This window comes from Frigoribacterium sp. CFBP 8754, from assembly GCF_014841815.1.
GTDB lineage: Bacteria > Actinomycetota > Actinomycetes > Actinomycetales > Microbacteriaceae > Frigoribacterium > Frigoribacterium endophyticum.
Genome location: NZ_JACYUO010000003.1, coordinates 69,807 through 82,646 on the forward strand (window position 1 = coordinate 69,807; position 12,840 = coordinate 82,646).

Annotated in this window: 13 protein-coding genes; 1 reads left to right on the forward strand and 12 read right to left on the reverse strand. The window is 74.9% G+C overall.

Annotated elements, in window-relative coordinates:
• Nucleotides 1–85: 85 nt before the first annotated feature.
• The 12 genes from hemL to IFT72_RS10800 all read right to left on the reverse strand — a co-directional run bounded on the left by hemL (nucleotide 86) and on the right by IFT72_RS10800 (nucleotide 11,348).
• A complete protein-coding gene (gene hemL / locus IFT72_RS10745; RefSeq protein ID WP_056058004.1) occupies nucleotides 86–1,423 on the reverse strand; it encodes a glutamate-1-semialdehyde 2,1-aminomutase in 1,338 nt (445 codons plus the stop codon).
• Complete coding sequence (gene hemB / locus IFT72_RS10750; protein ID WP_192046429.1) at nucleotides 1,423–2,412, reverse strand: porphobilinogen synthase; 990 nt, start codon at nucleotides 2,410–2,412, stop codon at nucleotides 1,423–1,425. The genes hemL and hemB overlap by 1 nt, the downstream gene beginning before the upstream one ends.
• Nucleotides 2,413–2,513: 101 nt before the next feature.
• Nucleotides 2,514–3,317, reverse strand: coding sequence for a uroporphyrinogen-III synthase (locus IFT72_RS10755; protein WP_192046430.1), 804 nt, complete (start codon nucleotides 3,315–3,317; stop codon nucleotides 2,514–2,516).
• The gene (hemC, locus tag IFT72_RS10760) at nucleotides 3,314–4,297 is read right to left on the reverse strand and encodes a hydroxymethylbilane synthase (protein ID WP_185230664.1); all 984 of its coding nucleotides are present in this window, start codon (nucleotides 4,295–4,297) and stop codon (nucleotides 3,314–3,316) included. Before hemC ends, IFT72_RS10755 begins: the two co-directional genes overlap by 4 nt.
• A gap of 4 nt (nucleotides 4,298–4,301) precedes the next feature.
• The gene (locus tag IFT72_RS10765; RefSeq protein ID WP_255465115.1) at nucleotides 4,302–5,525 is read right to left on the reverse strand and encodes a ferrochelatase; all 1,224 of its coding nucleotides are present in this window, start codon (nucleotides 5,523–5,525) and stop codon (nucleotides 4,302–4,304) included.
• Entirely contained in the window at nucleotides 5,522–6,328 is an 807-nt protein-coding gene (gene hemQ, locus IFT72_RS10770; RefSeq protein WP_370543586.1) for a hydrogen peroxide-dependent heme synthase, read from the reverse strand. Before hemQ ends, IFT72_RS10765 begins: the two co-directional genes overlap by 4 nt.
• Before the next feature lie 133 nt (nucleotides 6,329–6,461).
• Nucleotides 6,462–6,725, reverse strand: a complete 264-nt coding sequence (locus tag IFT72_RS10775) for a DUF3618 domain-containing protein (RefSeq protein WP_056058017.1) — start codon at nucleotides 6,723–6,725, stop codon at nucleotides 6,462–6,464.
• 119 nt (nucleotides 6,726–6,844) lie between these two features.
• Complete coding sequence (locus tag IFT72_RS10780) at nucleotides 6,845–7,300, reverse strand: phage holin family protein (RefSeq protein WP_255465117.1); 456 nt, start codon at nucleotides 7,298–7,300, stop codon at nucleotides 6,845–6,847.
• On the reverse strand, nucleotides 7,297–7,548 hold the full coding sequence (locus tag IFT72_RS10785; protein ID WP_056058020.1) for a hypothetical protein: 252 nt from the start codon (nucleotides 7,546–7,548) through the stop codon (nucleotides 7,297–7,299). The genes IFT72_RS10780 and IFT72_RS10785 overlap by 4 nt, the downstream gene beginning before the upstream one ends.
• A gap of 158 nt (nucleotides 7,549–7,706) precedes the next feature.
• Entirely contained in the window at nucleotides 7,707–9,092 is a 1,386-nt protein-coding gene (locus IFT72_RS10790) for an NAD(P)/FAD-dependent oxidoreductase (protein ID WP_371741258.1), read from the reverse strand.
• Between the two features lie 14 nt (nucleotides 9,093–9,106).
• On the reverse strand, nucleotides 9,107–10,171 hold the full coding sequence (gene hemE, locus IFT72_RS10795; RefSeq protein WP_192046431.1) for a uroporphyrinogen decarboxylase: 1,065 nt from the start codon (nucleotides 10,169–10,171) through the stop codon (nucleotides 9,107–9,109).
• A 163-nt stretch (nucleotides 10,172–10,334) separates the two neighbouring features.
• Complete coding sequence (locus tag IFT72_RS10800; RefSeq protein WP_192046432.1) at nucleotides 10,335–11,348, reverse strand: NADP-dependent oxidoreductase; 1,014 nt, start codon at nucleotides 11,346–11,348, stop codon at nucleotides 10,335–10,337.
• Between the two features lie 120 nt (nucleotides 11,349–11,468).
• Here IFT72_RS10800 and IFT72_RS10805 point away from each other — a divergent pair, with 120 nt between their 5' ends.
• Nucleotides 11,469–12,752: a glutamyl-tRNA reductase gene (locus IFT72_RS10805; protein WP_192046433.1), complete on the forward strand. Its 1,284-nt coding sequence runs from the start codon at nucleotides 11,469–11,471 to the stop codon at nucleotides 12,750–12,752.
• Nucleotides 12,753–12,840: the final 88 nt, after the last annotated feature.

Below are 12,840 nucleotides of genomic sequence, written 5' to 3' on the forward strand. Positions count from 1 at the left end.
CGACCGTAGTCGGGGCCTCGATCGAGTCACCTCGACGTGCGGCGGGCGCCGCGCGCGCCGCTAGCGCCGCGCGCGTCGCCGCGCGCTACGCGGTGGCGGCGGCGGCCGCCCGCGCGGCGGCGGGCAGCGCGTCGACGATGCGCGACACGGCCGCCTCGTCGTGCGCGGCCGTCACGAACCACGCCTCGTAGACCGACGGCGGCAGCGAGACCCCGGCGTCGAGCATCGCGTGGAAGAACGGCGGGTAGCGCCAGGTGTCCTGCGCGCGCATGTCGTCGTAGTCGACCGGCGTCGTGTCGGTGAAGGCGAACGAGAAGAGCGACCCGGCGCGCTGCACCGTGTGCGCCACGCCCTCCGCCGACAGGGCCGACGAGACCTCGGCCGACAGCTGGTCGGCGAGCGAGTCGAGCTTCGCGTAGACCTCGGGGGTCGCGAGCCGCAGCGTCGCGATGCCGGCGGCCACGGCGACGGGGTTCCCGCTCAGCGTGCCCGCCTGGTAGACCGGCCCCAGCGGGGCGAGGAAGTCCATCACCTCGGCGCGGCCGCCGAGCGCGGCGAGCGGCAGGCCGCCGCCGATGACCTTGCCGAAGGTGACGAGGTCGGGCTCCCAGCCCGCGCCGTCGGGCACGACCTGGGCGGCCTCGAGGCCCCACCAGCCGGCGGGCCCGACCCGGAACCCCGTGAGCACCTCGTCGACGATCAGCAGCGCGCCGTGGCGCTTCGTGATCTCCGACAGGCCGCGGTTGAAGCCGCGCACCGGGGGCAGCACGCCCATGTTCGCCGAGGCCGCCTCGACGATGACGGCCGCGATGCGCGGCCCGTGCTCGTCGAACACGGCGCGCACGGCGTCGAGGTCGTTGTACGGCACGACGAGGGTCTGGGCGGCCGTCTCGGCGGTGATGCCCGCCGAGCCCGGCAGCGACAGGGTCGCGACGCCCGAGCCGGCCTCGGCCAGCAGCGAGTCGGAGTGCCCGTGGTAGTGCCCGGCGAACTTCACGAGCAGGTCGCGCCCGGTGTAGCCGCGGGCCAGGCGGATCGCCGTCATGGTCGCCTCGGTGCCGGTCGACACCATGCGGATCTTGCCGATCGGGTGCGCGTCACCGACGGCCACGCGCTCGCGCACGAGCTCGGCCAGCTCGGTCTCGCCCGGGGTCGACGCCCCGAACGACAGGCCGCGCGCCGCCGCCTCCTGCACGGCCCGGACGACCTCGGGGTGGGCGTGCCCGAGGATGGCCGGGCCCCACGAGGCGACGAGGTCGACGTACTCGCGCCCCTCGGCGTCGATCACGTGGGGGCCGCGGGCTCCGACGAGGAAGCGGGGCGTGCCTCCCACGCTGCCGTAGGCGCGCACCGGCGAGTTGACCCCGCCCGGGATGGACTGCTTGGCGCGGGTGAAGTAGTGGTCGTTGCTGTGGTCGCTCATCAGAGGTGCCCCTTCCGGAGGCGCGTGGCCAGGTCGGTCGCCCAGTACGTCAGGATCGTGTCGGCTCCCGCGCGCTTGATCGACAGGACGCTCTCGTACGAGGCGGCGTCCGCGTCCATCCAGCCGTTCGCGGCGGCGGCCTGGATCATCGCGTACTCGCCGCTGATCTGGTACGCCCAGACCGGCACGGGGCTCATCGCCGCGGTCTCGGCGAGCACGTCGAGGTAGCTCATCGCGGGCTTGACCATCACGATGTCGGCCCCCTCGGCGAGGTCGAGCTCGACCTCGCGGATGCCCTCGCGGCCGTTCGCCGCGTCCTGCTGGTAGGTGCGGCGGTCGCCGACGAGGGTCGACTGCACGGCCTCGCGGAACGGGCCGTAGAACGCCGAGGCGTACTTGGCGGCGTAGGCGAGCAGCGCGGTGCCGCCGTGGCCGGCGTCGTCGAGGGCCTCGCGGGCCGAGCCGATCTGGCCGTCCATCATGCCGCTCATGCCGATCAGCTCGCTGCCGGCGTCGGCCTGCACGACCGCCATCTCGTCGTAGCGCGCGAGCGTGGCGTCGTTGTCGACCGAGCCGTCGGCGGCGAGGACGCCGCAGTGGCCGTGGTCGGTGAACTCGTCGAGGCAGAGGTCGGTCTGCACGACGAGGGCGCCGCCGGCCGCGTCGGCGGCGACGCGGGTCGCGACGTTGAGGATGCCCTGCGGGTCGGTGGCGCCCGAGCCGACGGCGTCCTTCTCGAGCGGCACGCCGAAGAGCATGACGCCGCCGACGCCGGCCTCGGCGGCCTCCTCGACGGCACGCGGGAGGCTCGCGAGGCTGTGGTGCACGACGCCCGGCATCGAGCTGATCGGCTGGGGCTCGTCGATGCCCTCGCGCACGAACATCGGCAGCACGAGGTCGGCGGGGTGCAGCCGGGTCTCGGCGACCAGGCGGCGCATGGCGGGGGTCGCGCGGAGGCGACGGGGGCGGACTCGGGGGAACTGCGACATGGTCCTTCTCGGGTGATCAGGTGCGGGGGCCGGTGCCGCGCTCGTGGCGCGGACGGACGGAGGGGCGGGAGGCGCGGGGCACGTCGTGCGCGCCCCGCGCCTCAGAGCGCCTCGTCGAGGCGAGGGGCCTCGGGCGGGGCGTCGGCCGCGAGCGCGCTCGCGTGGTCGACGACGGCCTCGACGAGCGAGGCGGCGGAGCGGGTCTCGGCGATCAGGTGCACGGGCAGCCCCGCGGCACGGGCGTCGAAGGCGGTGCGGGGGCCGATGCACGCGACGAGCGTCGACTCGGGCAGGGGCGCGAGCTGGGCCGCGATCTGCCGGGCGACGCTGCCGGAGGTGACGAGCACCACCGAGATCGAGCCGGAGGCGACGTCGGCGGCGACCTCGTCGCTGACCGGCACGCCCACGGTGCGGTAGGCCGCGACGAACTCGGCGTCGAAGCCGCGGGCGGAGAGGCCGGCGACGAGGGTCGGCTCGGCGATGTCGGACTGCGGCACGAGCACGCGGCCCGTGACGTCGGAGCCCGGCCACTCCTTGACGAGGCCGCGGGCGCTGTTGTCGCCCTCGGGCACGAAGTCGACGCGGTACCCCGACAGGGTCAGGGCAGCGGACGTCGTCTCGCCGACGGCGGCGATGCGCGTCTCGGCCGGCGGGCGGATGCCGTGGCCGACCAGCACGTCGACGGTGGTGGCGCTCGTGACGACGAGCCACTCGTAGACGCCGGCCTGCAGCCGGGCGAGGGCCGCCGCGAGCAGCTCGGGCGTCTCGGCCGGGGCGAAGTTGATCAGCGGCGCGATGACGGGCGAGGCGCCGAACGAGCGCAGCGACGCCGAGACGCCGTCGCCCCACTTGCCCCCGCGGGGCACGAGCACGCGGGCGCCCTTCAGCGGCTTGCCGGCGGTCACGAGGCGCTCCCGACCGGGTCGCCGCCGCCGGGGCCCTCGCCGAGCGGGGCGAGGTCGGCGGCGCCGAGCTCGAGCAGCTCGGTGACGACTCGGCCAGCGACCTCGTGCACGTCGACGAGCTGGTCGGCGAGCGAGCCGCCCTCCAGCGAGACGGCGTGCGAGGCGCTGACGTGGGCGCCGCCGTCGGGCCGGTAGACCGTGGCGCTGAGCAGCAGCAGGCCGGCGTCGACGACCGCGGTGGCGCCGATGGGCGCCGAGCAGCCGGCCTCGAGGGCGGCGAGCACCTGGCGCTCGGCGGTGACGACGAGACGCGTCTCGCGGTGGTCGACGGCCCGGAGCGCGCGGGCGAGGTCCGGGTCGGGGTCGCCCTCGCGCACCTCGACGGCGAGCGCGCCCTGGCCGGGGGCGCTCGGCCACGGGCCGAGGCCGAGGAAGTCGGTGACCTGGTCGAGGCGGCCGAGACGGCCGAGGCCGGCCGCGGAGAGCACGACGGCGTCGAGGTCGTCGGTCACCCGGCGGAGGCGCGTGTCGACGTTGCCGCGGATGGGCACGACCTCGAGGTCGGGCCGTGCCGACAGCAGCTGTGCGACCCGGCGGGGCGAGCCAGTGCCGACCCGGGCGCCCTGCGGCAGGGTCTCGAGGGTCAGGCCGTCGCGGGCGCAGAGCGCGTCGCGGGCGTCGGCGCGGCCCGGGATCGCCCCGATCACGAGGCCCGGGTGGGAGGCGGTGGGCAGGTCCTTGAGGGAGTGCACCAGCACGTCGCACTCGTCGGCGAGCAGCGCCGCGCGCAGGGCGCTGGCGAAGACGCCCGTGCCGCCGAGCGACAGCGACTCACCGGTCGCCTGGGTGCGGTCGCCCTCGGTGTGGACGCGCACGAGCTCGACGTCGTGGCCGGTGGCCTCCGCGAGCCGCTCGGCGATCGTCGTCGACTGCGCGACGGCGAGGGCGCTGGCCCGCGTTCCTACTCGGAGGGTGGTCACGTCGCTACGGCACCAATCCCGAGACGGCGGGCTTGAAGCCGAGGCGCACGTTCTCGCAGCAGCCCGGCCGGCAGACGTCGTACCAGGGGCCGATGTCGGTGAGGTGCGGGCGGTCCTCCGCCGGGACGCCCTCGACGCGCTCGAGCACGAGGTCGACGAGGCCGGTGACGTAGTTCGGGTCGATGCCGGGGGTGGGCGTGCGCGTGGCCCAGAAGCCGTTCTTCTCGCTCGTCTCCAGCGCCTCCTCGTCGAGGTCCCACATGACCTCCATGTGGTCGCTCACGAAGCCGAGGGGCACGATGACGACGGCCCGCGTCGGGCCGCCGGCGAGGTCGTCGATGGCGTCGTTGATGTCGGGCTCCAGCCACGGCATCGAGGGCGGGCCGCTGCGCGACTGGTAGACGAGCTGCCAGGGCACGGTCGTGCCTCCCTCGGCGGGGGCCTCGAGGCCCAGGCCCGCCTCGGCGGCGGCCATGACGACCTCCGCGACGGCCTTGTGCTGGGCGGCGTAGGCGCCCTCCTCGTCGAAGCCGCGCGCCTGCGGGCCGCTCTTCGCCGCGTCGGTCGACGGGATGGAGTGGGTGGCGAACAGCACCTGCACCTCGGTCGCGAGGTCGAGGCCCTCGTTCTCGGCCCGGGCCTTCTCGAGGCCCTCGCGGACGCCGTCGATGAAGGGCTGGACGAAGCCGGGGTGGTCGAAGAACTGGCGCACCTTGTCGATCATGACCTTGCCCTCGAGGCCGGTCGCCTCGAGCGCCATCGCGAAGTCCTCGCGGTACTGGCGGCACGAGCTGTACGACGAGTAAGCGCTGGTGGCGACGGCGATCAGCTTCGTGAAGCCTCGCTCGTCGGCCTCGCGCACGGCGTCGGCCATGTAGGGATCCCAGTTGCGGTTGCCCCAGATCACGGGCAGGTCGACGCCACGGCGGGCCAGCTCGCCCTCGAGGGCGACCTTCAGCTCGCGGTTGTGCTGGTTGATCGGGCTCACGCCGCCGAAGTGGCGGTAGTGGGTCGCGACCTCCTCGAGGCGCTCCTCGGGGATGCCCCGGCCGCGCGTGACGTTGCGGAGGAAGGGGATGACGTCGTCCTGGCCCTCGGGCCCGCCGAAGCCGGCCAGCAGGATGGCGTCGTACTCGGTGGGCTCGCTCACGTGCTCGGGGCCCTGGGCGGCCGCGGGGGTGGCGGCGCGCACGAGCTGGCCGTTGGTGATGCCGGTGGTGTCAGTCACGACAGGACCTCGATGATCTCGGTGGTGGTGAGGCGGCGGCCCGTGTAGAACGGCACCTCTTCGCGGACGTGGCGGCGGGCCTCCGTGTAGCGGAGGTCGCGCATGAGGTCGACGAGCTGCACGAGCTCGGGAGCCTCGAGCGCGAGGATCCACTCATAGTCGCCGAGCGAGAAGCTCGCCACGGTGTTGGTGAGGACGGCGCGGTGGGCGGCGCCCTGCTTGCCGTGGTCGGCGAGCATCTGGCGACGCTCCTCCTCCGGCAGCAGGTACCACTCGTAGCTGCGCACGAACGGGTAGACGGTGAGCCAGGCCTCGGGCTCCGCGCCCCGCATGAAGGCGGGGCTGTGGCTCCGCGAGAACTCCGCCTGGCGGTGCATGCCCATGGCGTTCCAGGTCGGCAGCAGGCCGCCGAGCACGTCGGTGCGGAGGAGGCGGCGGTACGCCGACTGGATCGCCTCGGGGACCTCGCCGTGCAGCCAGATCATCAGGTCGGCGTCGGCGCGCAGCGCGCTCACGTCGTAGAAGCCGCGGACGACGACGCCCTCGCCGGCGAGCTCGGCCACGAGCTCGTCGAGCTGCGGGACGTCGTCGAGGTCGGGGGCGTAGGGGTTCTGCGGGTCGCGACGCAGCACGGCCCAGAGCGTGTAGCCGAGGGTCTCGGCGGGCTGGTCGCCGGGGGTGCCCTCGGGCGACGGGGCCGGGCCGGAGTCGGCGGTGCGGGGGTGGGTCGGCTCACCCGTGAGGGCGGCGGGGGAATCAGACGTCGGCAGCTCGGGGACTGGCGCGTCGGCGCTAGGACTCATGCTCATCATTCTCCTCCCGCCACGGCTGGGAACCCAACCAGGTAGCAGCACGTCGAGGCATCTGCGGCGACGCCCTCGGCCCGGGGGCGGAGGGCGTCGCGACCGGCGCTGCCGGCGGGGAGGGCGGAGGGGCTCAGCGGCGCTTCACCGCGGCGACGACGACGCCCGCGAGGGCCAGGGCGGCGGCGCCGGCCCCGGCGAGCCACGGGGTGCGGTCGCGCTCGAACGACGCCTTGGCGCGGTGGCCGGCGGCCCCGAGCTGCTTCGGCACGTTGAGCTTGTCCTCCAGCTCGTTGAGCGTGGCGGCGAGCTCGGCGCGGGTGCGGTCGACGCGGGCCTGGATGTCGTCCGCGTCGGTGCGGTCGGCCTTGCTGCTGTCGTTCTTGCTGTCGCTCACGAGGACTCCGTTCGGTGCGGGCGGTGCGGGGGTGCGGTGCTGGTGCTGCTCGGTGCGGGGTGCCGCGCCGGTGCTGGTGCCGGTGCGGCGCTGTCGGTCCGGGCGGGGGCCCGGCCGGGTCAGCGGTCGGTGAGGTCGGCGCGCGGGATCGAGCCCACGCCCTTGATCGCCTTGAGGTCGCGCTTGAGGCTCGCGATCGTCTTCTCGGGCACCGCGGGCAGGCCCTTCTTGATGCTCTTGTAGCCGAGGAAGGCCAGCAGCGCGGCGACGAGCAGCAGCACGAACGCGACGATGAGCGCCGAGAGCCAGCCCGGCAGCCAGATGGCGATGAGCAGCACGATGCCGGTCAGGAGCACGCCGAGCATGGCGAACACGAACACGAGGGCGCCGACGAGGAAGCCGGCGCCGATGCCGAAGGCCTTGAGGGTGCCGATGACCTCGTACTTGAGCAGGGCGAGCTCGCCCTTGACGAGGTCGGTGACCAGCGTCGGGACGTCCTGCACGAGGGCGAAGAACGACCGCTTGGACGCCTTCCCCCCGTGCCGCACCCCGGCGCTCCGGGTGGAGTCGGTCACTTCTTCTTCTTCCCGCCGCCGAAGGCGCGCGTGACGAGGAACTTGACCCCCTCGACGACCGCGTCGACGGCGTCGGCGGCCTTCGCGCCCGCGAAGTCCTCCGCCTTGACGACCTGGCGCTGCACGGCGCGGCTGTGCCACACCTTCGACGTCTTGTCGGCGATCTGGTCGTAGCGGTCGTGCCCGGCGCGCGCGCCCAGCACGAACCCGAGTGCTGCTCCGGCGACGAAGATCAGTTTGCCTCGCATGTCGCTCCATTCGATGTCGTCCGCGCGCGGACGAGTGCCCGGCGCGTGGGTCCAATGTAGCCCGGGGCCGCACGGAGATGCCCGGACGGGCATGCCGACCCGCCGGGCGGGGACAGCGCGCCCGCGGTGGAGGGAGCGGCGGGCCGCGCTCCGGGCCGTCAGCCCTCCAGCAGCTCCGCGGCGGCGCGACGCGACCGGGCGATCACGGCGGCGAGCCCCCGGCCGGCCACGGCACCGCCGACGCGCACGACGCCGTCGAGAGGCGAGGGGGAGGCGGGGGGCGCCTCCTGGGGGAGGGGAGCGTCCCAGACGACCCGGGCGGTGCCCTCGACCGAGCGCTCGTCGAGGTCGACGCCGAGCAGGGCCGACGCGTCGGCCAGCGCGGTGCGGCGCAGCTCGTCGTCGGGGGTGCCCGCGTCGACCACGGGCGAGTCGTAGCTGAGCCGGAGGACGTGACGACCCGCCGCGGCCTCGGCGAGCCAGGGCCACTTGACGGTGCCGTGGGTGAGCGCCTTCGCGCGGACCCCGACGGCGCCCGGCGCGACGAGCACGCCGGTGCCCCGCGGCCCGACGTCGAGCCGGTCGTCGCGCAGCACGATCGTGGCGAGGGTGATCAGGCCGGGCTCGGGGGCGCGGCGGCCGGCGAGCGCCCGGGCGGCGCCGTCGCCGACGGCGAGCAGCACGTGGGGAGCGTCGAGGCGCTCGCCCGTGGCCAGGGTCACCGAGCGGGAGTCGACCGCGGCGACGGGGGCGTCGAGGCGGACGTCGACGCCGAGGCGGTCGAGGTCGGCGACGAGGGCGTCGACGAGGCGGGCCATGCCGCCGCGGAGGCCGGCCACGGCCGAGCCCGCCGGCGCGAGGGCACGGACGCTGCGGACGGCGGCGGCCAGCGAGCCCTCGTCGCGCAGCGCGCGCCGCAGGGTCGGCGCGACCCGGTCGACCGGCAGCGCGTCGGGGTGGACGGAGTGGACGCCGCCGACGATCGGCGCGACGAGCCGGTCGAGCACCGCGCTGCCCATCCGGGCGCGCACGAAGGGCCCGACCATCACCTCGTCGGCCCCGACCTCGCCGGGGGCGGAGTCGAGCCGGGCGGCCTCGGCCGCGGCCTCCTCGCCGATGACGGCCACGACGTCGGCTGCACCGAGGTCGCCCGGCACGCCGAGCAGGCCGGTGCGCGGCAGCGGGAACGCCTCGCCCGCGCCGTGCTGCACCCAGGCGCCGCGGGGGTCGGGCAGCACGACGTCGTCGCCGAGGCCGAGCTCGTCGAGGAACGCCGCGACCGTGCCGCCCTTGGTCGCGAAGCTCTCCGCGCCGGCGTCGAGGTCGATGCCCGCGACCGTGTGGCGCGCGACCTCGCCGCCGAGGCGGGGGCCGCCCTCGACCAGCACGACCCGCCGGCCCGCGCGCGCGAGGTCGCGGGCGGCGACCAGGCCGGCCACTCCCCCGCCGACCACGACGACGTCGCCCGCGGCCGGCGCCTCCGAGGAGGCGCGGGTCGCGGCCCCGGAGCCCTCGGCCCCGGGTGCGCTGGTCGCGTCGGTCACGGTCTCGCGCCTCCTCAGAGGGTGTGGGCCAGCTCGACGATGCGCGTCAGCACGTCGGGGTCGGTGTCGGGGTTCACCCCGTGGCCGAGGTTGAGCACGTGGGCGGGGGCGGCGCGGCCGCGGCGGACGACGTCGCGGACGTGCGCCTCGAGCACCGGCCAGGGCGCCTGGAGCATCGCGGGGTCGATGTTGCCCTGCACGGGCACGTCGCCGCCGAGGCGCCGCGACGCCTCGTCGAGCGGGATCCGCCAGTCGACGCCGACGGCGCCCACGCCGATGCCGTGCATCGCGCTGAGCACCTCGCCGCTGCCGACGCCGAAGTGGATCGTCGGCACGTCGAGGTCGGCGACGTGCGAGAGCGCCCGGGCCGAGAAGGGGGCCACACGCTGCTCGTAGTCGGCGAGCGAGAGGCTGCCGACCCACGAGTCGAAGAGCTGGGCGGCGCTGGCGCCGGCGAGCACCTGGGCGCGCAGGAAGGCCCCCGTGACGTCCGCCGCCCAGGTGAGCAGCGCCTCCCACGTCTCCGGGTCGCTGTGCATGAGGGTGCGGGCCCGGATGTGGTCCTTCGACGGGCCGCCCTCGACGAGGTAGGCCGCGAGCGTGAACGGGGCGCCGGCGAAACCGATCAGAGGGGTGTCGCCCAGCTCGGCGACGGTGCGGGCGACGCCCTCGGCGATCGACGACAGGGCGTCGGGCTCGAGGGGGCGGAGGGCCGCGACGTCGGCCGGGGTGCGGATCGGCGACTCGAGCACCGGGCCGCGGCCGGGCACGATGTCGACCGCGACGCCCGCGAGCTTGATCGGCACGACGATGTCGCTGAAGAAGATGCCGGCGTCGACGCCGTGGCGGCGGACGGGCTGGAGCGTGATCTCGCTCGACAGCGCCGGGTCGAGGCAGGCGTCGAGCATCTTGGTGCCGACGCGCAGCTCGCGGTACTCGGGCAGCGACCGGCCGGCCTGGCGCATGAACCAGACGGGGAGGCGCTCGGGGCGGTCGCCGCGGAGGGCGCGCACCAGCGGCGAGCCGCTCGTGAGGCCGGAGCTGAGGGGGTGCTGGTCGGGCAGGGTCACGTGCTCCATCCTCGCACCCGGGCGCTGGGCGGCCGGCGGGGGCCGCTCGACGTCGAGGCGCCCGGTGCGGCCGCGACGCGCGGCGCCCGCGGCGCCGACGAGGCGACCCGAACAGGGCCCCGGCGAGCGCCGAGGCCCCGGATCGCGTCACCTCGAGGGCCGGAGGCGCGGGTCAGCCGACGCGGACCACCATCTTGCCGACGTTCTCGCCGCGCATCAGGCCGGTGAACGCGTCGAAGGCCGAGTCGATGCCGTCGACGACGGTCTCGTCGTGGACGACCTCCCCGTCGGCCAGCCACGGGCCCATCTCGGCCTGGAAGGCGGGGGCGACGTGGCGGTAGTTCCCGAGCGTGAAGCCCTGCATCGTGAGGCCGCGCGTGACCATGTTGGTCATGTTCGTGATGCCGACGGGGGCGCCGGTCGCGTTGTAGTTCGCGATCGAGCCGCAGAGGGCTGCCCGGCCGCCGTCCTTGAAGGCGCCCAGCGCGGCCGACAGGTGGTCGCCTCCCACGTTGTCGAAGTAGACGTCGATGCCCTCGGGCGCGGCCTCGGCCAGCAGCTCGGCGACGTCGCCCGTCTTGTAGTTGAAGGCCGCGTCGAAGCCGTACTTCGAGGTGAGGAGCGCCACCTTCTCGTCGCTGCCCGCGCTGCCGACGACGCGCGAGGCGCCCTTCAGGCGGGCGATCTGGCCGACCATCGTGCCGACGGCGCCGGCCGCGCCGGAGACGAAGACGACGTCGCCCTCGCGGATGTGGGCGATCTCGGTGAGGCCGACGTAGGCGGTCAGGCCGGTGAGGCCGAGCACGCCGAGGTACGCCGAGAGCGAGACGCCCTCGGTCGGCTGCACGGGGCGGAAGCCCGCGGCCGGGCCCTGGGCGACGTCGCGCCAGCCCAGGTCGTGCAGCACCACGGTGCCGACCGGCAGGTCGTCGCTGCGCGACTCGACGACCTCGCCGACGGCGCCGCCGGTCATGGTCTCGTCGAGCGCGAAGGGCGGCACGTACGACTTCACGTCGTTCATGCGGCCGCGCATGTACGGGTCGACCGAGAGGAAGGCGTTCTGCACGCGGACCTCGCCGTCGGCGAGCGCGGGCAGCTCGACCTCGACGCGGCGGACGTCGTCGGCCGTGGGCTCCCCGACCGGGCGGGCGGCGAGCTGCCACTGGATGCTGGTGGTGGTGGTCATGGTCCTCCTCGTGGTGCACTGTGTTGCATTCGGCAACGATCATGGCCCCCGAACCCGAGCATCTTCTCGACGTCGAGTCAACGCACAGCCGAAACAGCCGATCAGAGTTAGGATCGCTCAGTGCTCATCTGCCTCACGGCGTCCCACCAGAACGCCAGTTTCGACTTCCTCGAGAAGTTGAGCATCGGCGCACCCTCGGCGGCGAGCACCCTGGTCGACGGCAGCGACTTCGTCAGCGGGGCCGTCGTGCTCGCGACCTGCAACCGCTTCGAGGCCTACCTCGACGTCGACGAGCCCCTCACCGCCGCCAGCGCCGTGGCCGTCGAGGCCACCATCAGCACGATGAGCGAGGCCAGCGGCGTCGACCCCGACGAGATGCGCGACACCGTGCGCGTCATCACCGGCGACGAGGTCGTCGAGCACCTCTTCGCCGTCTCGAGCGGCCTCGAGTCCGTCGTGATCGGCGAGGACGAGATCTCCGGCCAGGTGCGCCGCGCCCTCGAGCGCGCCCGCGAGGTCGGCACGACGTCGTCCGACCTCGAGCGCCTCTTCCAGAAGGCCTCGCACACGTCGCGCGGCGTCAAGAACCGCACGAACGTCGGAGGCGCGGGTCGGTCGCTCGTGCGCCTCGCCCTCGAGCTGGCCTCCTCCCGCGTCACGGACTGGGCCCATGCCCGCGTGCTCATCGTGGGCACCGGCCAGTACGCCGCCACCACCGTCACCGCGCTCCGCGACCGCGGCGCCGACGACCTCGCCGTGTTCTCGTCGTCGGGCCGCGCCTCCTGGTTCGGGCTCAAGCACGACCTCCGCCCCTTCGACGACCTGGCCGAGGCCATCGCCTGGAGCGACGTGCTCGTCACCTGCACGACCACGACGACCCCGGTCGTCGTGCCCGAGGTCGTCGACGCCTCGCGTCGCCTGGTCATCGACCTCGGCCTGCCGCGCAACGTCGACCCGCTGGTCGCCACGGTGCCGGGGGTCGAGCTGCTCGACCTCGAGACGATCAGCCTGCACGCCCCGCTGACGCAGCTCACCGCCGCCGACGACGCCAGGGCCATGGTCTCCGACGCCGCCGCCGAGTTCCAGGCCGTCGCCGCCGAGCAGTCGCTCACGCCGGCCGTCGTGGCACTGCGCAAGCACGTCTTCGACCTGCTCGACTCCGAGATCGAGCGTGCCCGGTCGCGCGGCGACTCCTCCGACCGCACCGAGGCGGCCCTGCGCCACCTGGCCGGCGTGCTGCTGCACACCCCGTCGGTCAGGGCCCGCGAGCTCGCCCGCGAGGGCCGCGGCGAGGACTTCCGCGACGGCCTCGAGGCCCTCTTCGGCCTCACCGACACGCGGGCGGCTGCCGCGCCGCGCCCGCTGCGGTCCGTCGACGACGTGCCCCGCGCCTCCGCCGGCTGAACCGGCCGCCCGAGGGTCGAGTGGCCACGCCGTGCCGCTCCCCCGCCGACCAGCAGCCGACCGTGACCGCTCGACGCGGGAGGATGGG